The organism is Polyangiaceae bacterium, assembly GCA_015075635.1.
Lineage (GTDB): Bacteria > Myxococcota_A > Polyangia > Polyangiales > Polyangiaceae > JADJKB01.
Window position 1 is genome coordinate 123,804 of the sequence record JABTUA010000002.1, and the last position, 22,712, is coordinate 146,515.

Here is a 22,712-nt window from a genome sequence, read left to right on the forward strand (position 1 = left end):
GCAGGGCACAGCTCCGCCTTCGGCGAGGCGCTCACCGACGTCTCACTCCTTCCCGAACCCCAACATCAACTGCTCGGGCACGCTAACGCCGACACGGGTCGCAGGCGGGGCCCTCGGGCCGAGGCCATGCTCCGCGAGCAGGCGGGTGATCTGGGCGCGGGTGTTGGCGACCTCGGCCCAGCGCATGGGCCCCGAGCAGCGCGGGCAGGTCTCCACGTCGGCGGCGAAGACGTGAGCGAGGAGCCAGGCCCACCGCTTTCGGGGTGCGGGCGCGTCGTCCGTGTCGCCGATCAGCTCGAGCTGATCGCCGCGAGCAGGCGGGGCTTGTTCGCGGTCGCGTCGTCGAGCGCGGGCGGGGCACGACGAGACGCCGGCGCGAGAGTGGCTCGAGAGTACGCCGAGTACCGGAGCAAGTGGAATCGCGGCGGGGCACAGCAGCGACGAGCCGCGGATGAGGTCAGCTGGCTCGAACACGAGCGCTCGCGTGCCGTCGCGCCACACCTCTGAACGTCAGCTCGAGCTTGCCGTCCGCGCGGCGCTCGAGGCGGTCCTGCGCGACGGGGGCGCGTGATGTACTTGCAGAGCCGCTCCACGCGACGGCGGTCCCGCCCGTCCACGACCTGCACGGCGTGGATGTTGATACCGCGCACCTCTGCGATGGGCTGGTCGGTCGCATCGACGGCGCGGGGCGCGCGGTGGGTCGGGCGAGGCGATGAGGCGAAGCGGCGGCTGGCCAGCGCGGTCGCCGCTCACGGAGGCCCTGCGCGGCGGCGGCGTAGCAGGCGGCCAGGCCAGGCTCGTCGAGGGCGAGCTCTGGTGGCGTGTCCTCGACGAGCTCGGGTCGAGGCTCTTGCCGTGCGCTCGAGGAGCTCTCGACGCGAGCGGCGGTGCGCGCGGCCACCTCGGCGATGTCGGTTCGCGTGGGCGTGTCGAGCTCGCGAAACTCGAGCGGCGAGCGCGGGTCGTCGTTCTCGTGAACGTAAACGCCGTCGAGCACCAGCGAGTGGAAGTGGACGTTCAGGCGCAGCGCGCTGTCCGTCCTCTGCACCGCGGCCACGCCGCCCGTGTGCGCGTCTGCGACGCTCGCTAGCCCGAGCTGGCGCTTCGCTCGCCAGCGCAGTGAGCGGTCCACCTCTGCCATGAACGCGCTCACCACCTCGGCGCAGAGCCCGGTCGTAGCCGAGCAAGGCTCGCAGTCCCCAGGGCAGTGAGCAGATCCAATGGCGAATGGGCACGCGCGGCAGGACGCTCTGCTCCAAGTGGACGGCGGTGTCCGCCATCCGCCGACCGAGGCAGGAGGGCAGAATCCGCGCTGTTTGCAGGAGAAGGCGACGAGCTCGGAGTAGCCGCACTCGCGACAGACCAGATGCAGACACCCGTGCTCGAGACGCCCGCAGCGAAGTGCTCCTCGAACTCCTTCACCACGAAGCGCGGCAGTCCGCCGTGCTCCTCCGCGCGCTCGAGGAACGCCGCCAGTGCTCCGCCACCGTCTGGTAGAGCACGGTCCTTCCGGCCGGTGGCGGAGCGCGAGCGCTCGGCTGTGCGAGCGCAGTGCAGGTGGCCACGCCACTGCCGCCTCAGCGAGCGGCGTGCCAGCCAGGTGAACCCAAAACCTGCTGTTTCGCTCGCTCCAAGGTGGCGAGTGGCGAACTCAGGTGGCGATCGACGCGCTTCGTGACACCCGGCGGGTGCCACCGTCACCCATCGCTGCCGAGCACCGCGCGCACGCGCGCGACCGCTTCCCTGAGGTCCCGGGCAACGAGCTCCGCCGGCAGCCGCAACACCCGCCACCCGCGGCGACCAAGCTCCCGGTCCCGGCGCGCATCGGCCGCACGCCGGCTGGCGTGGTACGCGCCATCGACCTCAATCACGACGCGCACGGAGGGCACGGCGAAGTCCGCGATGTACCGGCCGACGACGTACTGACGTCGGACGACCGCGCCCAGCTTCCCGCCACGCAGCTCCCGCCACAGCGCCTCCTCCGTGGGCGTCTGCGCAAAGCGCATGGCGCGCGCCCGAGCTTCGATGACTTGCGAGTGAGTGGTCTTCCAAGACATGGCGCCTCCTGTCCGGCACCGCGGCCGGGCTTTGCCCACCCACGGCGCCGGGTGGCCCTGGAGGATTGCTCCTCCAGGGCTCCCACGGATCCGGACGTGCAGATTTCCTGCATCCGGCTCGTCAGGCCACGGGTTCACTGCGCTTGATCAGATCGCATGCGAGATGACCGGCCGAGGAAGCGGGTACGCTTCCAACAGCACGTTCATCGCCTGCATTCCGCCGCTGGTGTCGGAACGACGCGACAACCACTTGCACCACAGCACCCGGACCCAGTACCGGAACGAGTCCAGCGCCAAGTAGTTCCCGGTGACACCGTAGTACGCGTAGTGGCCGCTGACCTTCTTCACCAGCGCTCGATGCTGTCTGCGAATCGGCTCGTGCCGGTTCTGGCGCAACCAGAGCGAGATGCCCTTGAGCGCCCGGCTGAGGCGGGATGTCTCGGTTTTCCTCAGTACAACCCAGAAGCCCTTCCGTGACCGACACCAGAAGTGCGTGAAGCCGAGCAGGTTGAAGGTCCCCGGCCGCCGATGGTCGGGTCCACGAGGGACTCGACGCCGAGGCGGCCTGCGGAACGGAACCAGCCGGGTCTTCTCTGGGTGGAGGCGTAGGTTGTACTTGCCAATCGCTTTGGCAGTACGTCCAGAACGCGACGAGCGTCCTCTTCCTGCTCGAAGACGATGACGAAGTCATCCGCGTATCGGATCAAAACCGCCGGCCTTTCAGCCGTGGCTTGACCTGACACTCGAACCATTCGTCGAGCACCTCTGCAGGTAGACGTTCGCCAGGAGTGGCGAGATCACTCCACCTTGCGGCGTGCCGGAGTCCGGGCGGTAGACATGCCCGTCCTCCATCACACCAGCATTCAGCCACTTGCCGATGAGTCGCAAAGCACCCCATCGCGCACCCTCCGCTCGAGGATTTCTCGGAGCTTGGTGCGGTCCACGGAATCGAAAAGCTCTCGATGTCCGCTTCGAGCACCCAGCCCCAGCCATCGACATCAGGCTCTCACGCAGCATGTACAGTGCGTCGTGCGCCGCGCCCCGGCCGAAACCCGAACGAGCAGTCCAGAAGTCCTGCTCGTACACAGCTTCGAGCACCATCATCACCGCCCGTTGAAGGACCTTGTCCTCGAAGGTGGATGCCGATCGGGCGAGTCTTCGACCCACCCGGTTTCGGATGTGCACGCCGCACGGGGGCGCGCGATAGGCGTCGCCGGACTTCGCGCGGTCGAGCAGCGAGCGGAGGTTACCTCCAAGTCGCCGCATATTCTTCCGCAGTCCGTCCATCGACGCCCGAGGCGCCATCCTTGCGAGTGCGCCGATGCGCTTCGCGTAGCCAATCGATGTCGATGAAATGCGCGAGCGTGTTCAGTCCCACGCCGCGCATCTCCTCGCGCGTTTCGCTATCCGTTCGATTTTCGTTGAGACTGATTCCGGATTCGGTGTCCGGTCATTCTTTCCTCCAAACGGTTCCGTGACCCGGCCGCTCCTTCCTCCGCGGGGTCGTTCGGGCGACTGTCCCCGCTTCTTCGGTACTATGTGCGACTCCGACTCCACCGGCCGTCCCGCTTCGCTTCGGTTGTCCCTTGGCTCGACGGTACCGGTGGCGCTGACGCGCAGCGCCCCGGAGACGATGGGGTCTCTTGGTTCCTGGGACCCTCGGACGCATGCCGCGCTCTTGACTCCGGTCGAATCTCCGCGCCTAGCCCTGAGGACGAACTGTGGTGCGGAGTTGCTGTTGCCGGCGGCTCTCGCCTTCGTGCCGGTGCCTCAGTCCTCACCATCGTTCGCGGTCTCGCCGCCTCGCGGCGCATCGATGTTGCCGGCGATGTCTTGCACCACGCCAGCTTCGACAACGTTCACTCTCTCGAAGCTCGATCACGCGGCCCACGCCCTCGCTGTCTACGCTTCGCAGCCTTCCTTCCCGCTCTCGCGGTCGTAGGGCCACGCAAGACTCGCTTCCGGGTGGTGGCCAACCTTTGCCGTGCGGGACTCGAACCCGCAGGGTCCCAAATGAAGTTTCAGCTGTGTCTACATGGCATCCTCCTCATCCAAGCTTTCCCAACGCAAGCAGGAGGCGTGACAGCCGCCTCGGTCCTCGCGATGCGCCTCGGCGCGGCGACCTCGGGAAAACGCGGCGTGAAGCCACAGCGGCTGGCGCGACTCGTGCGCCACCTGGGCAGAGCCCGGCCGCGGTGCCGGCAGGAGCCAGCGGCGCGGAAGCTCACGACGCCGTCATCGAAGCGAGCGGACACGAGCTCGGAGCGTCGCCTGCCCTCGAGTCACAGTGATGCGCCAGTCTCGGAGCGACGCGTCTCCCCCACGCGCGCAGCGCGCGCCATCGGCAGGGCGCCGGTGGTCTTGGCAAGACGTGAGCCGGCGCGCGCTGCCGCGTAAGGGGGAGACCGCGGCGCGCAGCGCCGCGAGTGGGGGCACCTACTTCACCACCGGGATCTCGACCGTATTGATCAGCTTCGTCCCCATCCCCGCTGGGTACGCGTACGACACGTACGCGGTGTACACGTCGCTCGGGCCGAAGGTCACCGAGCCCCAGCCCCAGACGGTGGCGGTGAAGGGCGCCTTGCTCTGCATCGGAATCGACGGCGACCGCTGGGTGTGGCAGTCGGGAAACTACCGAAGAGGCCCGCGAAAAGTAGCCAGAGGGCATCCGCCGAAGGCTCGTCTTGGACGACTCCGCAGTAACGTCAGATCTTGTCGCAGGCCGCCATGGCTGGTACCGCGGCAAGATGGCCTCCAAGAAAGCTCGCCGCAAAACCAGGATCTCCAAGACCGAGTTCGTCCGCACCCTGCCCAACGCCTCAGCGCAGGAGATAGTTGCCGCCGCGAAGAAGAGGGGCATCAAGCTCTCCGACAGGTACGTCTACGTGATTCGGTCGAAGGACAAGGCGGGCAAGGCGAAGCGCGCCACCAAGAAGGCCGCTGCGCGTAGGACACCTCGTCGCGCAGCCTCAATCGGCCTCGACGCGCAGCTCCGTCAGGCGATTGCTCAGCTCGGGCTGGTCAGGGCGCGGGAGATCTTCGGCGAGGTTGAGCGGGCGTTCTCGGGCTGACCCCCCCGACTGCCCACGCCGCGTCAAGCGCTCATCGCGAACTTGACCAGACGCTCGCCGAGGGTCGTCCGAGCTTCTTCGATCGGCGTGAACTTAGGCGCATCAGCAAGCAGAACTGTCCCAGCGCTCGGCAGGTGAGCATGTGTCAGGGTCAGCGCGGAGCCGGGGGCCACATATGCCTCCCGACGCTGTTCGAGCACGCGATACTGCCGATGTTGGAGCACCGGCAACATCTTGGTGAGCCCAGACGCATCGAGGCGCGCCGCGACCAATCGCACCATCTCAGGGTCGTCAGCGATACGAAGCCCGATGTGTTCTATCAGTCTGGGCCTCTGACCGTCGTCCCTCCACTCCTTGAGCGACCTGTGCCCGCCCGTGAGGCCGCCGACCACTATGCGCCCAGCCGCTGGGCCGGACACCGTGGCCGCGTGGAGGCCCGCGAGGACTTCTCCACGAAACGAGCATGCGATCCGGAGTCCAGATTCACTCAGATCCTGCGGAGGGTCGGGCTGTTCGTAAACGACATGCTCGTATGGGTCTCCGTCGCAGTACAACACGCGCAGCACGCGCAGTTCCAAGTACGTTAGTCCAGCCAGCACCGTGAGGAAGAAGTGCTTGGTGTCGTAGGGCAATGTCTTGGAGGTGAAGCTCGTGATCAAACCGGTGCGGAGATACCGGAGCTTCCCGTCATCGCTCACCGTCGCGATCTGGGGCAGCGCCTCGTCAAGCAGTTCGCTGACCTGGTCCTTCGTCAGGATCTCCTCGACCTTCGTGTGCGTATCCTTGATGGCACTGCTGAGTGCATCGAGCGTGCCAAAGACCCGTTCGAACTTCTTCTCAGTCGAGTAGGCAGACAGCACGCTGGCGATAGAGCCTCCGGCGTAGGGAATGACGTTCAGTACGGCCAAGATGGCGGTTTCAGCACGCGAGCGAAGCGGCGATTCGCGGAGTTTCTCGACGGCGCGGGCGACTTCGTACTCTCCCAGGCGGGCGAGCGCATTTCCATCACTCATCGGACCACTCACCTGGAAGCGAAGCGACCCTGCTTGTCGCGGTATCGACCGACGGTCCTGTCGTAGCGCGGCCGGTCGCTGGAGCCCACCAGGGCAAGCGCGAACAGACCCAACGCCGAAAGCCCAGCGGCGTTTCGGAGCTGCTGGCTCTTGTGCTCGCCAGTCTGCGCCACGTTCACCATGTGCTCGCAGTTGAACTTGAGCAGGTTGTACTCGGAGCCCACCAACCTGAGAGCGCGCTGCGCAACGACGTTTTCATAGCCCGGAACCGCGCGCCGCTCGATCTGGACCTGCTTCCCGCCGGAGAAACGCGCGAGGCCATCGATGACCACGCCGTGCTGCACTTTCGAATTGTGGACGACGGCGTGCTCGATCAAGCCGCGCCGATCATCGAAGTACCGGCCGATGTACATGCCGTAGTGCCAAGTCGCGTAGGGGCCACGAACTCGAATCTTGTCGCCTCTCTTCAGAACCATGCTCACTTGAATACCCTCCTCGACGGGGCTGTTGGCTACGGCCGCGAAGGCGGATCGCCTGGCACCATCCACGAAACACACGGCCCAACCTGGCAGTGAGGGCGACAACCTAACCACAGCACCCCCTGGGTCAACGGTGACCGCCAGCCCGCCTGCACGCGACGCGTCACGCCGCCTCCGGTAGCGAGCAACACGACCGTACGGAATGCCCGAGAGCGCCGGCCGCGTTCAAGTTGCGAGCAAGAGTTTCGACTCGCGCTCAGCTTGCGGGCAAGTCAGATTGCTCGGGGAAGGGAGACTTTCATGACGGCTTTGGCAAAGGCGATTCAGGAGCGGCTCGTAGAACTGGGATGGCAGCAGAAGATGTTGGCGCACGAGTGGTGCCAGCGGGTCGGCAAAGGGAGCGGCGCAACCTACGAGACCCGGCTTTCCAAGCTCGTGAACGACGATCAGGAGGGCTACGACTTCGTCCTGGATGACAAGGAGGATCGACTCTCCGCTTTGGCCGGTGTGCTCGACTGGACGCCGGAGAAGCTACGCTCGCTGATCGACGCCGCTTTGGTCAGCACGACGCTGATTCTCCACCCGGCGCTGCCCGAAGCGGTCGCAGCGTTCTTGCTCAAGCGCCAAGAGTCGGGTGCGCACAAGTGCACTCAGGTAGACGGGGCCGACAGCAATGGCGGCGTCCGAGAAGTGCTCAAGGACGCGGCCAAGAGCGTTCGAAACGCTTTCGTGGTCATCCCGGACAGCAGCCGCGATCACGACTTTTTCGAGGGGGCCGGCGTCCGAACCACACGAGTCGAGCCCGCGAACCCCGGCTACAAGCTTGTGGCTTTACCCGATCTCATCCAACCGCTCGCACCGAAGCTGCACGACGACGACGGGATGCCGATGGTGCCCGACCAGGCGATCGAGCAGTCGTACCGAGAGAGCTTGAACCCAGCCTCCCGCGATCCCTATGGACGGCCTCGTGAGCGACCGAGTGAAGACGACCCGTGTGTTCGCGCGATCCGCGAAGCCGACGCCGAAGGACGGCTCGTTACGTTCCGACTCGAAAGCGTACAGCGTCGATACGGGTGGCAGCCGTCGCCGGAGCAGGTCAAGACCCGCGCCCTCCAAGACGCCTTTGAGCGTGTGTTCCCCGAGAGGGCGAAAGAGCGGAGCAGCTACCACTCGCACGAGAAGCGCCAAGAAGAACAGTGGGTATGGGCCAAGGGCCGTGCCGTGCTCATCCTTGGGCCCGAGACTGCGGCGGTGAAGGCCATCGCGAAGCACCATCAGCTCCTCCAAGTGGAGAGCTTCGAGCCGCTGGTGGCTGCGTTGGCCAAGGTGACGCCCACGCTGAACCCCGACGGCGATGGCGGGACGCTCGACCTCGCGCGCGAGCTGGAGGCGTTCGAAGCCGAGGCCGGCATCGCGCTCGACATCCAGATGAGCGACGTCCGCAAAGTGCTGGCCCCGAACGGCCCGGCCAGGTTCGCGGACGGTGAGTCGGTTCGAGTCTCGCCGGAGGCAGATCAAAGCGTGCGCGCGTTGCTCGATGACATCTTGGCGCGCGAGTTCATTCTTCCCAACGAGCAAGCTCCGACTGTGTTCTTGTTGCAGGCCATTCGCTCGGCACCGTTGGCTCACGTCGCCGACAAGAACTCGGTCTCGGTGCTGGCCGACATTGGGGCGGGCTGGTTGATGCGCTTCGACGCCACCACTTTCAACGGGGAAGAACCTGGCCCCGTGAGGATGGTGAACTGGGATCGATACAGCCGAACAGGCACCTTCGACGGAGGCAACATCCGGTTTTCGTTGAAGCCCGTGTTCGAGCAGCAGCTGGAGGGAAGCGTGCTTCGCAGTGTGGGTCGGAGGCGGGATGAAGAAGCCGCACGGGCTGCCGACGACGACTAGCTGGGCTACTTCGACGGCGGGTCGGCGGATGGATCGGGCGACGGCGACCAATTCAGTCCTTTCGTGGCGGTCACCTCTTCGTTGGTTGGCTCGCGACCCTCCGTCCGCTGCACCGCAAACAACTTGTTGTAGGAGAACTGGTCTGTGCCCGGATTCAGCTTAAGCGCAACGAGGTAGCCCTCGCGAATGTACGCCCCGAAGCTGTTCTGGGCGTCCACGATCAGGTGCACGATGTACCTTGGGTGATCTGCGTAGACGATGCGGGCCTTCTCGAACGAAGCAGACCCTGGTGCTTTGAGGCTCTCCAGAAGGAGCTGTTTGGCGTCCGCAATCGCGTCTTCGTGATCTTTCGGGGTGCCCCGTCGAGCCGCTTCAGCCTGCGCCGCAGCGCGAGCTTGCATCAGCTTCGCAAAACCGGGATTGGCGCGAATCTCGGACTGAAGCTGTCCCACCAGGTCGTTTAGCCCCGCGCGCCGCAGAAGACCCGCCCTCGTCTCGATGAACTCGACTGCTTCGGCCACGCGATCTTGCCGAAGATCCGACCGGACGCGCTCGGTGGCGATGCTGGTCATCTTCACGCGCACTTCGACGCGTCGCGACTCGCTGGACTCACGTTCGTACGCGACTGCGTACCACTCAAGGCGCTCCGTTGCGACCGTAGCCAACTCGGCGCGCCGGTATGCATCTCTGCGCTGGTAGAAGTCGCTCTCGCGATAAGCTCCAAGTCCGGTCGTCATGCCGCAGACGAGCAGCACGAGCAGCACGGATGCTGCGATTGCCACGACAACAAGGCGCGATGAACTTGACTTGGCCGTTGCCGGCGACCCCGCCACATACGGTGCCGGTACATAGGCCGGCGTGGCGGGTTGCACGAAGTCCATTGGAGCGGGCGCGGCCTGCGCAGGCAGTGCTTCGTGCGCGGCAAGCGCAGCGCTCGCGCCAGACGCGAATGCTGCGCGGAACACCTCTACGCTGAGGATCGGGCACCAGGCGTCTCCGAGTCGGCAGACCTCCGCGTCTGTAGGAATCTTGCCCGCTCTGATGCCCCGCAAGACCAGCTCATCATCGACCGGGCCAACGGGCTCCGAATTGCCGCTACGAACGTACCAGCCGGGCATTAACCCACCTACGCCAAAGGATATCACCGGCTCGCGAGAGTTGAACTAATGGCGAGGAGGCTACCTTAGTGGCTTCATCTTCGAGGTCGATGCGCCAAAACGGGGCAACTTGGCAGCCATCGCGCGAGACCGCAATGCCGACCAATCGATCGTGCACGCCGACGTATCAAGTCTCCTCGCGAATCGGTCAGCCGCAGCCATTGCGTCCGCCTTCGCTTCCCCGTCTACCACGCCGTAGATGTAGCGGGCGGCTGCGAGCGAGAGGGCGTTTGCGGGGCAGTCATCGGGTTCCTTCGCCTGCGTTTCCCCCTCGTTGTTCGTTGCCTGGGCTCGGGCTCTTTCCGCCTCCCGTTTGTACCAGGGCAGGAGCGCGCTCAAGTTGGCCGTGAACCGCACGCCATCCCATTGCTCGATTCCGCGTACCTCGACGATGTTGGCGGCCAATGAGCGGCACATGGTGTCCGAGCAATCGTACGCTTTCATCGAAAGAATCGGGTAGGTGAACTCAGGTACGCCGTCACCGTCCCAGTCCTGGTGTGTGTAGGGGCGTTTCGGCACGGCCTTGGGGCGCGACCATCGGCCGTTCGAAAATCTCAGCACGATGTCGTCGTCTCTGCGACCCGAACAGTTCGCGCCACAGATGATGTCTTGGAACACGAGCGTGTCGGGTTCACCTCCGGTTAGCGAGAGCACGGGCCGGCAAGCCCTCCACTCCTGCTCTTGAGTGCCGAGGAGTGTGATGACCCGGTCACGAGTCATGATGTCCGTGCGAGCGTAGTGGATCGGCAGGCCCAGTCCCTCAGGCCCCTTGTTGGTTTCGGTTGGCTCGTACTCGACGATGGCACCCATGTCCCCCGGCAGGTCGGTACGTTTGGTCGCGCGCCAATCGGCAGCGGCCGCCGCTCCCGTCTCGGTGATCTTCGCTTCGAGCTGCGGGTCAGTGCTCCGTGGAAGATCGGGGCACGCCGGTTCTTTTGGCGTTGGCGGCGCAGGCTCCGGCCAGATCTGTTGAGCCAAACTTGGATCCGCCAGCTTCACGTCCGCCTTGATGCGGCTCTCGCAGGTGTCGCGGTCCTCGGCTGTACCGCACTCCTTCACGAGCCGGTGCGCGCACATGAGCGGAACGGAGGATTCACATGACGATGTGCAACCCTTGATGTCGCCCGTCTCCGAGACCTTGCAGGTGTGTTTGCAGTCGCGCTTCTCGCGCTTCACGCACCCCGCGAACGACTCATCGACTAGCGGTTCGCTTTTCGCGGCAGCGGTGCGAGGACGGCTGCTGTTCCACCCCTCGATGCATTGGGCCTTGACGGAATCCTGAGCGCGCGCCTCGCACTGTTGGTCGCTCTCGCACTTCTCTCGCTTCCGGTGCTCGACGCTGGCGCAGAAGCGCGCGCATTCGCCGTCTCCGTCGCAGATAGCGGAGTAGGTGTCGGGGCTCGCGGCCGGCAGGGACTCGACGCATTGGGTGGTCAGGACGCCGATGGCGAGCACTGCCGCTTCGCTGAACCTCCTCGGTCTGCGCGGATGGGGCACGAGCGAAGGATACCACTGTGAGCAGCCATGGATGGGCCTCGCGCGGGAAGATGTCTGTCCGGCCGCCCCCTGTTTGCCCCGGCCGAAAACGCGATCAAAACCTTTCAGGAAACTCGGTACACTGCGTTCCGTGAGGTGGAGGAAAGCAAGCGCGTAGGAGTTTCCATCTGTCAAAACCCACCGAGTCCAAGATACGCGGCGGCGGAGCTCGGGTCGAGTGCTGCCCGCGAACCCTCGCGCGGCGGGCGTCCGACGCAGCTCGGCAGAGATTCTCCGCGTCGCCGGCTGCGCAGGGCACAGCTCCGCCTTCGGCGAGGCGCTCACCGACGTCTCACTCCTTCCCGAACCCCAACATCAACTGCTCGGGCACGCTAACGCCGACACGGGTCGCAGGCGGGGCCCTCGGGCCGAGGCCATGCTCCGCGAGCAGGCGGGTGATCTGGGCGCGGGTGTTGGCGACCTCGGCCCAGCGCATGGGCCCCGAGCAGCGCGGGCAGGTCTCCACGTCGGCGGCGAAGACGTGAGCGAGGAGCCAGGCCCACCGCTTTCGGGGTGCGGGCGCGTCGTCCGTGTCGCCGATCAGCTCGAGCTGATCGCCGCGAGCAGGCGGGGGCTTGTTCGCGGTCGCGTCGTCGAGCGCGGGCGTGGGCACGACGAGACGCCGGCGCGAGGAGTGGCTCGAGAGTACGCCGAAGTACCGGAGCAAGTGGAATCGCGGCGGGGGCACAGCAGCGACGAGCCGCGGGATGAGGTCAGCTGGCTCGAACACGAGCGCTCGCGTGCCGTCGCGCCACACCTTCTTGAACGTCAGCTCGAGCTTGCCGTCCGCGCGGCGCTCGAGGCGGTCCTGCGCGACGGGGGGGCGCGTGATGTACTTGCAGAGCCGCTCCACGCGACGGCGGTCCCGCCCGTCCACGACCTGCACGGCGTGGATGTTGATACCGCGCACCTCTGCGATGGGCTGGTCGGTCGCATCGACGGCGCGGGGGCGCGCGGGTGGGTCGGGCGAGGCGATGAGGCGAAGCGGCGGCTGGCCAGCGCGGTCGCCGCTCACGGAGAGGCCCTGCGCGGCGGCGGCGTAGCAGGCGGCCAGGCCAGGCTCGTCGAGGGCGAGCTCTGGTGGCGTGTCCTCGACGAGCTCGGGGTCGAGGCTCTTGCCGTGCGCTCGGAGGAGCTTCTCGACGCGAGCGGCGGTGCGCGCGGCCACCTCGGCGATGTCGGTTCGCGTGGGCGTGTCGAGCTCGCGAAACTCGAGCGGCGAGCGCGGGTCGTCGTTCTCGTGAACGTAAACGCCGTCGAGCACCAGCGAGTGGAAGTGGACGTTCAGGCGCAGCGCGCTGTCCGTCCTCTGCACCGCGGCCACGCCGCCCGTGTGCGCGTCTGCGACGCTCGCTAGCCCGAGCTGGCGCTTCGCTCGCCAGCGCAGTGAGCGGTCCACCTCTGCCATGAACGCGCTCACCACCTCGGCGCAGAGCTTCCGGTCGTAGCCGAGCAAGGCTCGCAGTCCCCAGGGCAGTGAGCAGATCCAATGGCGAATGGGCACGCGCGGCAGGACGCTCTGCTCCAAGTGGACGGCGGTGTCCGCCATCCGCCGACCGAGGCAGGAGGGGCAGAATCCGCGCTGTTTGCAGGAGAAGGCGACGAGCTCGGAGTAGCCGCACTCGCGACAGACCAGATGCAGACACCCGTGCTCGAGACGCCCGCAGCGAAGGTACTCCTCGAACTCCTTCACCACGAAGCGCGGCAGTCCGCCGTGCTCCTCCGCGCGCTCGAGGAACGCCGGCCAGTGCTCCGCCACCGTCTGGTAGAGCACGGTCCTCTCCGGCCGGTGGCGGAAGCGCGAGCGCTCGGGCTGTGCGAGCGCATGTGCAGGGTGGCCCACGCCACTGCCGCCTCAGCGAGCGGCGTGCCAGCCAGGTGAACCCAAAACCCCGCTGTTTCGCTCGCTCAGTTTTCCGAAGCCCCAGAAACACGTGAAGGTCACGCGCTCCATCAAGGTAGCGGATCTTCAGTCCCTTGAAGAGGGGACCTACTACGTGAGGATCGACGGCTACGACACCGACGGCGCCCTGCTGACGCATGCGCCTCGGCGAGTGGACGCGAACGATCCAAGCAGCCGCGCGGAGAACGAAACGGAGAGGTTTCTCGTCGTTCGGGGCGCTGAAGGCGTCGAGCCCGATGAGGTACGTGCAACCTTCGCAGCGTCGTTGCTCGACGCCTGGGTGCGAGTTGCCCAGCGGTCGCTCGGGCCGAAGCAGAGGGAGTTGGTCCCCAACCGCGCGGAGGTGAGGGGCGAATGGGATGAGCCCATGGGTGCACCGCTCAAGGGCGACGTGCACTTCGAGCTTCGCGGTGATGGATTCACTGGTTTTTCGGTGATTGTGCCCTCGCTGCTCCGTCGAATCGAGAAGGAGATCCTCCAGCATCCAGGTCAGCTTGGGGTCTACACGCTGTCCTTCGTTGACGCCCGTTCTCTTTCGGACGTGGAGGTGAGAAGGAAAGAAGTGGTGTCCCTCGGCGACAGCCCCGAGGCCGCGGTCTTCCTCGAGAGTCGTGAGGCCCTGTTCCTGGCCATAAGCGAGCATCACCTTCAGCGCGACGGTGACGCCGGCGAGGACATCGCCCGCCGAGCGGGTCTCGTCGAGAGTGTCGATCTTGGCCCACTCCGCGAGCTGGTTGAGCGTTATGCCGAGGCGTATGTGAAACTCGCAGGGCTGTCCGTCGCCGCTGATCGAGCGGCTTCCGCTGCCAGTGTTGTGCGAGCACTCGGACACCTTGACGTCATCGAGCTGCGGTGGCGCCACAGCCCTGGCGACCCTGGCAGGGCGCTGCTGGTCGCCCCGACGCATCCCGTTCGGCTGCTGTGGCACTTTCGGCATACCCAGGTCTGTGCCGACGCAGTCCAGGCGTGGGAAGAGCAGACCAAGCAGGCGCCGGACTGGCGTCAGCTCACCGATCAGCTGCGAGAAGACTTGCTTCCAATGAATCTTCCGATGGTGCTCTTCGACCGGCGCGGGCGTGGATATGTCGAGCACACTCCGCTCACGCAGTTCTGGCCGCTCTACCTACCCGATCGCGGAGAGGGAGATCTTCCGATTGATGCAGTCGCGACGCGGGACCGAGTGCTGTCGCACATGGGCGTGCGAGACCGGAATATCGCGCTGACTACGGTGGACACGTGGGATGTCGCGTCCCGCCTCTACGAGTACCTGGAGCAGCATCCGTACGTCGACCAGTTGAGGTTAAACGTGTTCAATCCTGGCGACGGTCGGCTTGTTGCCGACGTGCTCCGGTACCTGGAGGAGATTCGCCTCTACGACGATAAAGGTCAGCTTCGTCCAACCCCCCCGTCGCTGCGATACGCCGTGCAGCTGTTCGCGGCCGCGGAGTTCGTGGACACGACGGGAGACGGTCTCGAGGGATTGCTTGACCCTGAACGGCAGGTCGGCAGCGATGACGAGTTCACACTCGGAACCAACAATCATCTTTTGCCGAAGTTGGTCTTCGCTCGTTGCCCGGTGGGTGAGTTTCTCCAGAATCCCGAGCGCTTCCCGGCGCACGTTTCGATTCTGCTCGAGCAGTTCGTGGTGCACAGCCGAGTCGGGCGTGTCGACGACCTCCGCCGCGGTTCCTACGTCGGTGGGCTGGTGCAGGAGCCGGAGACGCGTGTGGAACACCAGGCCCCGTCCCATTTCGGTTGGGTGAAAGGCCTTTGTCCGCTGGCGCGACCGGGGGCGACTGATCAGGAAGCGTTGCTTCAGTCGGCCGTTGCGGGTGCGCAGCGCGTTCAGGCCAGTCTCGCCACGGGGCTCCCGGTCGATGCGACACTTGCCCCAGTCGTTGCGCTTCAACTGGACCCGGCTGGGCAAGCCCTCCTGAAACAGGTTCACGATGTTTCAGATTGGGTGCTCACACTCGACCGAAACCTCGGCCTCGACTACTTCGACAGCCCCTCGTCTGCACGAGAAGCTGGGTATCTCTTGGACTTCGCGCCGGAGTATCTTCACGAAGACCGGCAGCGCATCCTGCTCACGACGCGAAGTCACGTCGAGCTCGAGAACCTCGTTCGCCCGATCATGACCCGTTACGGACTTCCAGTCGAACCGGGCGATGAGGTGCTGGTGTTGGAGACGCTCCGGTCGCTCTCAGGTCGGCTTGCCCTCAAGCTTGAGGGGGGACGTAACCAGGCGGCGGAGGTGGTTGGACTGTTGCTTGCTAGGTGGTTGCTGGAACGCGTCGGGCTCCTCGAACAGCGTGTTGTAATACCGCTCGATGCACATCGATCCTGGTTCGACGACGACGGTACCGCGCAACGACGAGCGGACCTGCTGCTGGTCGGGTTTCAGGAGCCGAACATGCTGCGCTTCGACATCGTCGAGGTGAAACTTCGTGAGGAGCTGAATCCAAGTGCGCGGAGCGATCTGTACGCTTCGATGCGCCGCCAGACAGAGAGTACGGCCGAGCAGCTCCGCACGCTGTTCGCGCAGGACCTGTACCCACAGCCCCGCGCCGACGGAGCGCTGCGCTCCAAGGAGCTCGCCAGTGCGCTTTCCTTCTATGTTCGACGCGCGAGGCGCTATGAGCTGCTGTCGCCGGAGGAGACCGAGCGAGCGCTCAGCATGCTCGAGCGCTTGGACGAAGGGTATGAGCTCGACATTCGCTCCCTCGGCGTCGTCTTCGAGCACAAGGGCCACGGCCTCCACGTCGATGAGGAGGAGCCTGGCTTCACAGTCCATCGTTTCGGTGGGGACAAAGCGCGGCAACTTTTGGCGGATGCTGCGGGGCGTCTGGTCGACCGCAACTCCCGCCTCAGCGAGCGCCAGGGCGGGTCCTACCGACCTCCACCGTCGTCCGTGGACCGCAGTGCCGAGGCTGCTGCCCTCCGCGATGACGAACTGACGCTATTCCGCAACGCACTGGTCACCGGGGTGGCGCAAGCTGCCTACCCCGCGCCGCCGCGCACGGCCGCGCCGTCCATCCGCGACAGCCAACGTGCACCGGCGTACCAACCGAAGGCCCCGCCGGAGATTTCGACCCCGAGCGCAGCCCCGCCACCGCCTGCTCCGGCTGCTTCCGCCGTGTCCCTCGGCCCCACCCAACCTCCTATGTCGCCAGGCCCACCCTGCTCGGTCGGGACCCTGCCGTCGGCGGAGGCACCCCCAGCTCAGGCTCCACCCGCGGCGCCCGCTGCACAGCCAGAACCAACCCCACACCCCGTCGAACCAGCGACCGCACCCGCGAGCATTGCCGACATCCTCATCGGGGCCACCGAGTTTTCGCCACAATATGGCGTGATTGGCGCGAGCGGTTCGCACAAAGTCGCGGTGGACCTGAATGGCTGCAACACGATCAGCTTGTTCGGCGTTCAGGGCTTCGGGAAGTCCTACACTTTGGGGGTGATTGCGGAGATGGCATCTGTTTCGGTGCCGGGCATCAACGTGCTGCCGTCGCCGCTCGCGACCGTCATCTTTCACTACCACAAGAGCGACGCCTACGAACCCGAGTACGCGTCGGCGGTCGCACCGAATCGAAAGCAGAGCGAAGTCGATCGACTTCTGCTCGAGTACGGTGCCCGCCCAGCCGGACTCCGGGACGTGGTGCTGCTCGTGCCAACAGCCAAGGTCGAGCAGAGGCGTCGCGAGTACCCTGGGGTGACGGTTGAGCCAATCACGTTCGCTTCTGCAGAGCTCGACACCGAGGCATGGAAGTTCCTGCTCGGAGCCTACGGCAACGACTCCCTCTACATCCGGCAGCTCGTCGCGATCATGCGGCGTCACCGGAATGCGCTGACGCTAGACAAATTCCGTCAAGATGTTGCCGCAGCTCAGCTCGCGCCTGCCGCGCAACGGCTCGCCGATGATCGGATTAACCTCGCAGAACCGTACATTGACGACAGCAAGCGACTCGGTGTGCTGCTGCGGCCCGGCCGCACCGTCATCGTTGACCTGCGCGACGAGTGGATCGAAAAGGATGAGGCGCTTGGCCTCTTCGTCGTAATGCTCAGGATCTTCGCGGCGACGAAGTTCGATGGGCACGAGTTCAACAAGCTCGTCGTGTTCGACGAGGCGCACAAGTACATTACCGAATCGGACCTGATCGGGCAGGTGGTCGAGACGATCCGAGAGATGCGGCACCAAGCCACCAGCGTTGTGATCGCGAGTCAGGACCCGCTGTCGGTGCCCCGCGCTGTGATCGAGCTCACCTCCGTTCTCATCCTCCATCGGATGACGTCACCCCAGTGGCTGAAGCACCTGAAAAGCGCGATCGTCGCGCTCGAGGGAGTTTCCGAGGGCCACTTGGCCGCGTTGGCGCCCGGCGAGGCATTGATTTGGGCGCAGAGAGCGACGGACAAGCGCTTTTCGCTGCGTCCCCAAAAGCTGCACGTCCGGCCGCGGTTCACGCAACACGGCGGAGGGACCAAGACGGCCGTTGCAGGCGCAACGGTCCGGTGAGGGGGTGCCGTGACGGTTTCAACCCGACAGATCTTGGACCTCTTGGGCCGGGGCGCGCTCGTTCGCCTCATGCGCGAACGAGGCCTGACTCCGACGCGCGAGAACGACGAACGGCGAAAGTCGTTGGCGCACTCGTATCGGGGGGACGTCGAGACCTTAATCATGTCCCTCACGCGGCAGGAGCTCGTCAATGTCTTCCGCGAGGTAACGTTCGAACAAGGCTCCGAAGAGGTCTACCTTTCGAACCCCGGAAAGTACCGCCTGGACGAGCTCCAGGCCTTCGCCGTTCGGGCATTTGCTGGCCGCCGGGTTCGCATCCCAGGCGAATTCGCGCCCGTCGCCGACGACGAGGACGACGACGAGGTCACTGATGAGGAGGTATCCGCGGCGATTGCCTTCGCGGCGTCCCTCGCGAACGATGACGACAGCGATGACGACAGCGATGACGACAGCGATGACGACAGCGATGACGACAGCGATGACGGGGGCGATGATGAGGGTGAGGAGGACGCAGCCCTCGGCGACGATGACGAAGAGGTGCCAGTTGCCGAGGCCCTTCGCGTCGATTCTGAAGAGTGGTCGCGCCCGCGCATGATCGCGAGGGTTTTGCGACAACTCGGGGAGGACGTCCCGCAGCGGTTGCGGAGCGCAAGATTCCAACAACTCATCGGAGCACTGCGCGTAGGAGTTTCCATCTGTCAAAACCCACCGAGTCCAAGATACGCGGCGGCGGAGCTCGGGTCGAGTGCTGCCCGCGAACCCTCGCGCGGCGGGCGTCCGACGCAGCTCGGCAGAGATTCTCCGCGTCGCCGGCTGCGCAGGGCACAGCTCCGCCTTCGGCGAGGCGCTCACCGACGTCTCACTCCTTCCCGAACCCCAACATCAACTGCTCGGGCACGCTAACGCCGACACGGGTCGCAGGCGGGGCCCTCGGGCCGAGGCCATGCTCCGCGAGCAGGCGGGTGATCTGGGCGCGGGTGTTGGCGACCTCGGCCCAGCGCATGGGCCCCGAGCAGCGCGGGCAGGTCTCCACGTCGGCGGCGAAGACGTGAGCGAGGAGCCAGGCCCACCGCTTTCGGGGTGCGGGCGCGTCGTCCGTGTCGCCGATCAGCTCGAGCTGATCGCCGCGAGCAGGCGGGGGCTTGTTCGCGGTCGCGTCGTCGAGCGCGGGCGTGGGCACGACGAGACGCCGGCGCGAGGAGTGGCTCGAGAGTACGCCGAAGTACCGGAGCAAGTGGAATCGCGGCGGGGGCACAGCAGCGACGAGCCGCGGGATGAGGTCAGCTGGCTCGAACACGAGCGCTCGCGTGCCGTCGCGCCACACCTTCTTGAACGTCAGCTCGAGCTTGCCGTCCGCGCGGCGCTCGAGGCGGTCCTGCGCGACGGGGGGGCGCGTGATGTACTTGCAGAGCCGCTCCACGCGACGGCGGTCCCGCCCGTCCACGACCTGCACGGCGTGGATGTTGATACCGCGCACCTCTGCGATGGGCTGGTCGGTCGCATCGACGGCGCGGGGGCGCGCGGGTGGGTCGGGCGAGGCGATGAGGCGAAGCGGCGGCTGGCCAGCGCGGTCGCCGCTCACGGAGAGGCCCTGCGCGGCGGCGGCGTAGCAGGCGGCCAGGCCAGGCTCGTCGAGGGCGAGCTCTGGTGGCGTGTCCTCGACGAGCTCGGGGTCGAGGCTCTTGCCGTGCGCTCGGAGGAGCTTCTCGACGCGAGCGGCGGTGCGCGCGGCCACCTCGGCGATGTCGGTTCGCGTGGGCGTGTCGAGCTCGCGAAACTCGAGCGGCGAGCGCGGGTCGTCGTTCTCGTGAACGTAAACGCCGTCGAGCACCAGCGAGTGGAAGTGGACGTTCAGGCGCAGCGCGCTGTCCGTCCTCTGCACCGCGGCCACGCCGCCCGTGTGCGCGTCTGCGACGCTCGCTAGCCCGAGCTGGCGCTTCGCTCGCCAGCGCAGTGAGCGGTCCACCTCTGCCATGAACGCGCTCACCACCTCGGCGCAGAGCTTCCGGTCGTAGCCGAGCAAGGCTCGCAGTCCCCAGGGCAGTGAGCAGATCCAATGGCGAATGGGCACGCGCGGCAGGACGCTCTGCTCCAAGTGGACGGCGGTGTCCGCCATCCGCCGACCGAGGCAGGAGGGGCAGAATCCGCGCTGTTTGCAGGAGAAGGCGACGAGCTCGGAGTAGCCGCACTCGCGACAGACCAGATGCAGACACCCGTGCTCGAGACGCCCGCAGCGAAGGTACTCCTCGAACTCCTTCACCACGAAGCGCGGCAGTCCGCCGTGCTCCTCCGCGCGCTCGAGGAACGCCGGCCAGTGCTCCGCCACCGTCTGGTAGAGCACGGTCCTCTCCGGCCGGTGGCGGAAGCGCGAGCGCTCGGGCTGTGCGAGCGCATGTGCAGGGTGGCCCACGCCACTGCCGCCTCAGCGAGCGGCGTGCCAGCCAGGTGAACCCAAAACCCCGCTGTTTCGCTCGCTCAGGGGTCGCAGACCGCGATGACGCTTGCCTGCCGGATTTCCTGGGGTGATAGAGGGAGCCTCTTGGTGTCGCGCATGCGCCGCAAGGTCGGGCGTCGGCCCCCGCTCGCGTAAGGGGACGGAGCAATTTTATTTTGTCCCCGGGGCGTCTCCGCTCAGTCCGCCCGCTTCTTGACCTTCCTGGCTCGCGAGATCCCCTTCCTGGAGCGGACCTTCTTGATCGCCTGCTCCTCCGCAGCGATCACGGCCGAGACGGTCATCTTGCCCCTCTTGATCGCCTGAGCGAAGCGGTCCGCCGGGGCAAGGAGCAGGCTGATCGCCGCGACGACCTCGTCCGAGGCCTCGCGGGTGCATCCCCGGTCGCTCTGTGGACACCGGCCCTGTCGTGCTCCCTCGCACCCACGGTAGGTGCAGAGCACCCCGCGCTCGCAGATCAAGTGCACGAGCTTCTTCGTGTCGGCGCGGGCCTTCTCGGTCGGACCGCGAACGCCGCGGTGCCTGATGTTCACCTGGCCGTGGGTCTTCTCGACCTCGTACCAATCTTGAACGCCGAATCGAGGTTCGATGAGCTCGAAGCGTAGGCGCGCCGTCGTCCACTGCCGGTTGGCACCGCTCCGCCGGATCGCCAAGCTCAGAAACTCAAGGGCAGCCTGGCGGAATTTCGGCTCGTCCGGAGCATGCAGTGCTGCTTTGAGCATGCTCAGGATGATAGGCAAAGCGACGGGATTCCGAGCCTCAACCAGCTCGCGAGTGTTCTCGATTCGATGGGGATCGGAGTGCTCGCGCATTCGCATGGCCAGGTAGCGTTCCCCGTTTGGAAGGCCGAGTGAGCGCGTCACCTTTTCGCCACAGACAGCAAGGGTTTCTCTTCTGAGGCTTTCGGCGTCGGCGAATGATGCTTCACCCTCCACCACCAGCTCATGGACCCTCTCGATCAGCGTCTCGTGCGCTTTCCTGCGCGGCATCGCAAGAAGGTACCAAAGATGCGACACCAATGGACGCGCAGCGCATCTGGATGACTTTCTTGGAGGGACGGCCGTTTCTCGAAGCAGAGGTGTTCTCCCGTTGCTACGCTTGTCGACATGATAGCGACAGGTAACCCGTCGCAGACCCCGCCCGCGCCCCGCTCGGCGCACGCGCGGATCGCGCGAAAATCCCGCTCAAAATCCGCTCGTGCAGCAGCGAACGCCGCCCCTGCTGTGCTGCTAGAGAGGCCGTGTTCAATGCCTATCGCGATCCTGTCCCGCGGTCCGAGCGGTGATCCGCGAGGTCGACGATGACCATGCACGACACACCGTCCGCGAGCGAACATCGGTGGTGCAGAGCCGCGATCTCGTGCGGAAAAACATTCACGTTGCCGTGCTTCACCGAGCAGGTGCTCGATTCGAGCACCGGACGAAAGCGCACCGGCGCGGGCGCGATGCTCGCGCAACTCGAGCGTGCTGGACTGGCGAAGAAATTGGGGCGAAATGCGTTCGGTGAACTCGTCTTCGAGCTGACGGCGCATGGTGTCGCCGCTGCCGAAGCGGACCCGCTCGAGGTAGTCGAACCCGTCGACCGATGATCACGAGCGCGTGCGTGAGCTCGATGCTTGTCCCGCGCACGTTGACCCCCACGTCCGAGTGGTTAGATGCAAGCCTGCAGAGGTGCAGACCATGGGTGAGCGAGAGTACAGCTACAGCGACATCTACAAGCTGGTGGAGCCGAGCGAGTTCGTCGACAACTTCGACGACGAGGAGGTCGACGACGAGGACCTCGAAGACGACGAGGACGACGAGGACGACGAGGACGACGACGACGACGAGGACGACGAGGACGACGACGACGACGGGGACGACGGGGACGACGACGATGAAGACGACCTCGGTGACGACGACGACGACCCCGACGAGGACGAGGACGACGAGGACGAGTAGATCGACACTCGCCCAGGGGACGAAAGAGCCGAATCCCAGCCGAAAATGCCCGAGTCCGCCGCCTACCTTCGGGTCAGCTCCAAGAGCCAGGACCACGCGACCCAGCGCGCCGCCATCGAGCGGGCCGCCTCCGCTCGGGGCGACGCCGTCATCACGTGGTACGCGGAGAAGCTGTCCGGCAAGACCATGGCCCGCGCCGAGCTCCAGCGCCTTCGCGCTGACGCGCGTGCCGGCCACCTGCGCCGGCTCTACGTGTTCCGGCTCGACCGCCTGACCCGCTCAGGGATTCGGGACACTTTTGAGCTGATCGAGGAGCTGCGGGGCCACGGCGTGGACCTCGTGAGCGTCGCCGATGGCTTCGACCTGAACGGCCCGGCCGCCGAGGTCGTGTTGGCCGTCATGGCCTGGGCGGCGAAGATGGAGCGCATCGCGATCAACGAGCGCATCGCCGCTGCGAGGGAGCGCGTGGAGGCCGCTGGCGGGCGCTGGGGCCGCCCGAGGCGCATGGCACGAGACGAGGTAGCCCGAGCTGCCGCGATGCAAGCAGACGGCCGCAGCGTCCGAGAGATCGCTATGGCGCTCAAGGTCCCACGCTCCACCGTCGGCAGGGCGTTGGCGTCCCAGAATGGTGGGCTCGTCGAGCAGCTCTCGAACTCGTCGGAGCTGCCCTCCGAGCCCCCCTCGGCCCAGTAGTCTGC

Annotated in this window: 18 protein-coding genes and 1 pseudogene; 6 read left to right on the plus strand and 13 right to left on the minus strand. The window is 66.0% G+C overall.

Annotation, left to right across the window (positions count from 1 at the left end):
• Positions 1-42 precede the first annotated feature (42 nt).
• From HS104_16850 to HS104_16870, 5 genes and pseudogenes are all read right to left on the minus strand, one after another.
• Complete coding sequence (locus HS104_16850) at positions 43-474, minus strand: hypothetical protein (protein ID MBE7481636.1); 432 nt, start codon at positions 472-474, stop codon at positions 43-45.
• Positions 458-1,570: a transposase zinc-binding domain-containing protein gene (locus HS104_16855; GenBank protein MBE7481637.1), complete on the minus strand. Its 1,113-nt coding sequence runs from the start codon at positions 1,568-1,570 to the stop codon at positions 458-460. The genes HS104_16850 and HS104_16855 overlap by 17 nt, the downstream gene beginning before the upstream one ends.
• Before the next feature lie 127 nt (positions 1,571-1,697).
• On the minus strand, positions 1,698-2,057 hold the full coding sequence (locus tag HS104_16860; protein MBE7481638.1) for a DUF559 domain-containing protein: 360 nt from the start codon (positions 2,055-2,057) through the stop codon (positions 1,698-1,700).
• A gap of 147 nt (positions 2,058-2,204) precedes the next feature.
• Positions 2,205-3,164: pseudogene (locus tag HS104_16865) on the minus strand (transcription elongation factor GreAB).
• A gap of 1,329 nt (positions 3,165-4,493) precedes the next feature.
• Positions 4,494-4,649 (minus strand): hypothetical protein, encoded by a 156-nt coding sequence (locus tag HS104_16870; protein ID MBE7481639.1) that lies wholly within the window; start codon positions 4,647-4,649, stop codon positions 4,494-4,496.
• A gap of 155 nt (positions 4,650-4,804) precedes the next feature.
• Here HS104_16870 and HS104_16875 point away from each other — a divergent pair, with 155 nt between their 5' ends.
• A complete protein-coding gene (locus tag HS104_16875) occupies positions 4,805-5,128 on the plus strand; it encodes a hypothetical protein (protein ID MBE7481640.1) in 324 nt (107 codons plus the stop codon).
• A gap of 23 nt (positions 5,129-5,151) precedes the next feature.
• Here the strand turns inward: HS104_16875 and HS104_16880 are convergent, their stop codons facing one another.
• Entirely contained in the window at positions 5,152-6,141 is a 990-nt protein-coding gene (locus HS104_16880; protein ID MBE7481641.1) for a hypothetical protein, read from the minus strand.
• An 8-nt stretch (positions 6,142-6,149) separates the two neighbouring features.
• Positions 6,150-6,689 (minus strand): lecithin retinol acyltransferase family protein, encoded by a 540-nt coding sequence (locus HS104_16885; GenBank protein ID MBE7481642.1) that lies wholly within the window; start codon positions 6,687-6,689, stop codon positions 6,150-6,152.
• A gap of 231 nt (positions 6,690-6,920) precedes the next feature.
• Between HS104_16885 and HS104_16890 the strand changes: the two genes are divergently transcribed.
• The gene (locus HS104_16890; protein MBE7481643.1) at positions 6,921-8,516 is read left to right on the plus strand and encodes a hypothetical protein; all 1,596 of its coding nucleotides are present in this window, start codon (positions 6,921-6,923) and stop codon (positions 8,514-8,516) included.
• 5 nt (positions 8,517-8,521) lie between these two features.
• Here the strand turns inward: HS104_16890 and HS104_16895 are convergent, their stop codons facing one another.
• The 3 genes from HS104_16895 to HS104_16905 all read right to left on the minus strand — a co-directional run bounded on the left by HS104_16895 (position 8,522) and on the right by HS104_16905 (position 12,983).
• Complete coding sequence (locus HS104_16895; protein ID MBE7481644.1) at positions 8,522-9,634, minus strand: hypothetical protein; 1,113 nt, start codon at positions 9,632-9,634, stop codon at positions 8,522-8,524.
• A gap of 60 nt (positions 9,635-9,694) precedes the next feature.
• Positions 9,695-11,170: a hypothetical protein gene (locus HS104_16900; protein ID MBE7481645.1), complete on the minus strand. Its 1,476-nt coding sequence runs from the start codon at positions 11,168-11,170 to the stop codon at positions 9,695-9,697.
• A 331-nt stretch (positions 11,171-11,501) separates the two neighbouring features.
• Positions 11,502-12,983 carry a transposase gene (locus HS104_16905; protein ID MBE7481646.1) on the minus strand — a complete coding sequence of 494 codons (1,482 nt, stop codon included), beginning with the start codon at positions 12,981-12,983 and terminating at the stop codon, positions 11,502-11,504.
• Positions 12,984-13,143: 160 nt separating this feature from the next.
• Between HS104_16905 and HS104_16910 the strand changes: the two genes are divergently transcribed.
• Complete coding sequence (locus HS104_16910) at positions 13,144-17,622, plus strand: ATP-binding protein (protein MBE7481647.1); 4,479 nt, start codon at positions 13,144-13,146, stop codon at positions 17,620-17,622.
• 156 nt (positions 17,623-17,778) lie between these two features.
• Here the strand turns inward: HS104_16910 and HS104_16915 are convergent, their stop codons facing one another.
• From HS104_16915 to HS104_16925, 3 genes are all read right to left on the minus strand, one after another.
• The gene (locus HS104_16915; GenBank protein MBE7481648.1) at positions 17,779-18,237 is read right to left on the minus strand and encodes a hypothetical protein; all 459 of its coding nucleotides are present in this window, start codon (positions 18,235-18,237) and stop codon (positions 17,779-17,781) included.
• Positions 18,238-18,481: 244 nt separating this feature from the next.
• Positions 18,482-19,963: a transposase gene (locus tag HS104_16920; GenBank protein MBE7481649.1), complete on the minus strand. Its 1,482-nt coding sequence runs from the start codon at positions 19,961-19,963 to the stop codon at positions 18,482-18,484.
• Positions 19,964-20,253: 290 nt separating this feature from the next.
• Entirely contained in the window at positions 20,254-21,063 is an 810-nt protein-coding gene (locus HS104_16925; GenBank protein MBE7481650.1) for a hypothetical protein, read from the minus strand.
• A 311-nt stretch (positions 21,064-21,374) separates the two neighbouring features.
• On the opposite strand from HS104_16925, the gene HS104_16930 reads away from it, so the two are divergent.
• From HS104_16930 to HS104_16940, 3 genes are all read left to right on the plus strand, one after another.
• Positions 21,375-21,662, plus strand: a complete 288-nt coding sequence (locus HS104_16930) for a hypothetical protein (GenBank protein MBE7481651.1) — start codon at positions 21,375-21,377, stop codon at positions 21,660-21,662.
• Between the two features lie 91 nt (positions 21,663-21,753).
• Complete coding sequence (locus HS104_16935) at positions 21,754-22,014, plus strand: hypothetical protein (GenBank protein MBE7481652.1); 261 nt, start codon at positions 21,754-21,756, stop codon at positions 22,012-22,014.
• A 45-nt stretch (positions 22,015-22,059) separates the two neighbouring features.
• Positions 22,060-22,707: a recombinase family protein gene (locus HS104_16940; protein ID MBE7481653.1), complete on the plus strand. Its 648-nt coding sequence runs from the start codon at positions 22,060-22,062 to the stop codon at positions 22,705-22,707.
• Positions 22,708-22,712: the final 5 nt, after the last annotated feature.

Excerpts from the sequence above, each read along its gene's own strand:
- HS104_16860 (MBE7481638.1), bottom strand. The coding sequence starts at position 2,057 with ATGTCTTGGAAGACCACTCACTCGCAAGTCATCGAAGCTCGGGCGCGC.
- HS104_16870 (MBE7481639.1), bottom strand. The coding sequence starts at position 4,649 with ATGCAGAGCAAGGCGCCCTTCACCGCCACCGTCTGGGGCTGGGGCTCG.
- HS104_16875 (MBE7481640.1), top strand. The coding sequence starts at position 4,805 with ATGGCCTCCAAGAAAGCTCGCCGCAAAACCAGGATCTCCAAGACCGAG.
- HS104_16880 (MBE7481641.1), bottom strand. The coding sequence starts at position 6,141 with ATGAGTGATGGAAATGCGCTCGCCCGCCTGGGAGAGTACGAAGTCGCC.
- HS104_16890 (MBE7481643.1), top strand. The coding sequence starts at position 6,921 with ATGACGGCTTTGGCAAAGGCGATTCAGGAGCGGCTCGTAGAACTGGGA.
- HS104_16895 (MBE7481644.1), bottom strand. The coding sequence starts at position 9,634 with ATGCCCGGCTGGTACGTTCGTAGCGGCAATTCGGAGCCCGTTGGCCCG.
- HS104_16925 (MBE7481650.1), bottom strand. The coding sequence starts at position 21,063 with ATGCCGCGCAGGAAAGCGCACGAGACGCTGATCGAGAGGGTCCATGAG.
- HS104_16930 (MBE7481651.1), top strand. The coding sequence starts at position 21,375 with ATGACCATGCACGACACACCGTCCGCGAGCGAACATCGGTGGTGCAGA.
- HS104_16935 (MBE7481652.1), top strand. The coding sequence starts at position 21,754 with ATGGGTGAGCGAGAGTACAGCTACAGCGACATCTACAAGCTGGTGGAG.
- HS104_16940 (MBE7481653.1), top strand. The coding sequence starts at position 22,060 with ATGCCCGAGTCCGCCGCCTACCTTCGGGTCAGCTCCAAGAGCCAGGAC.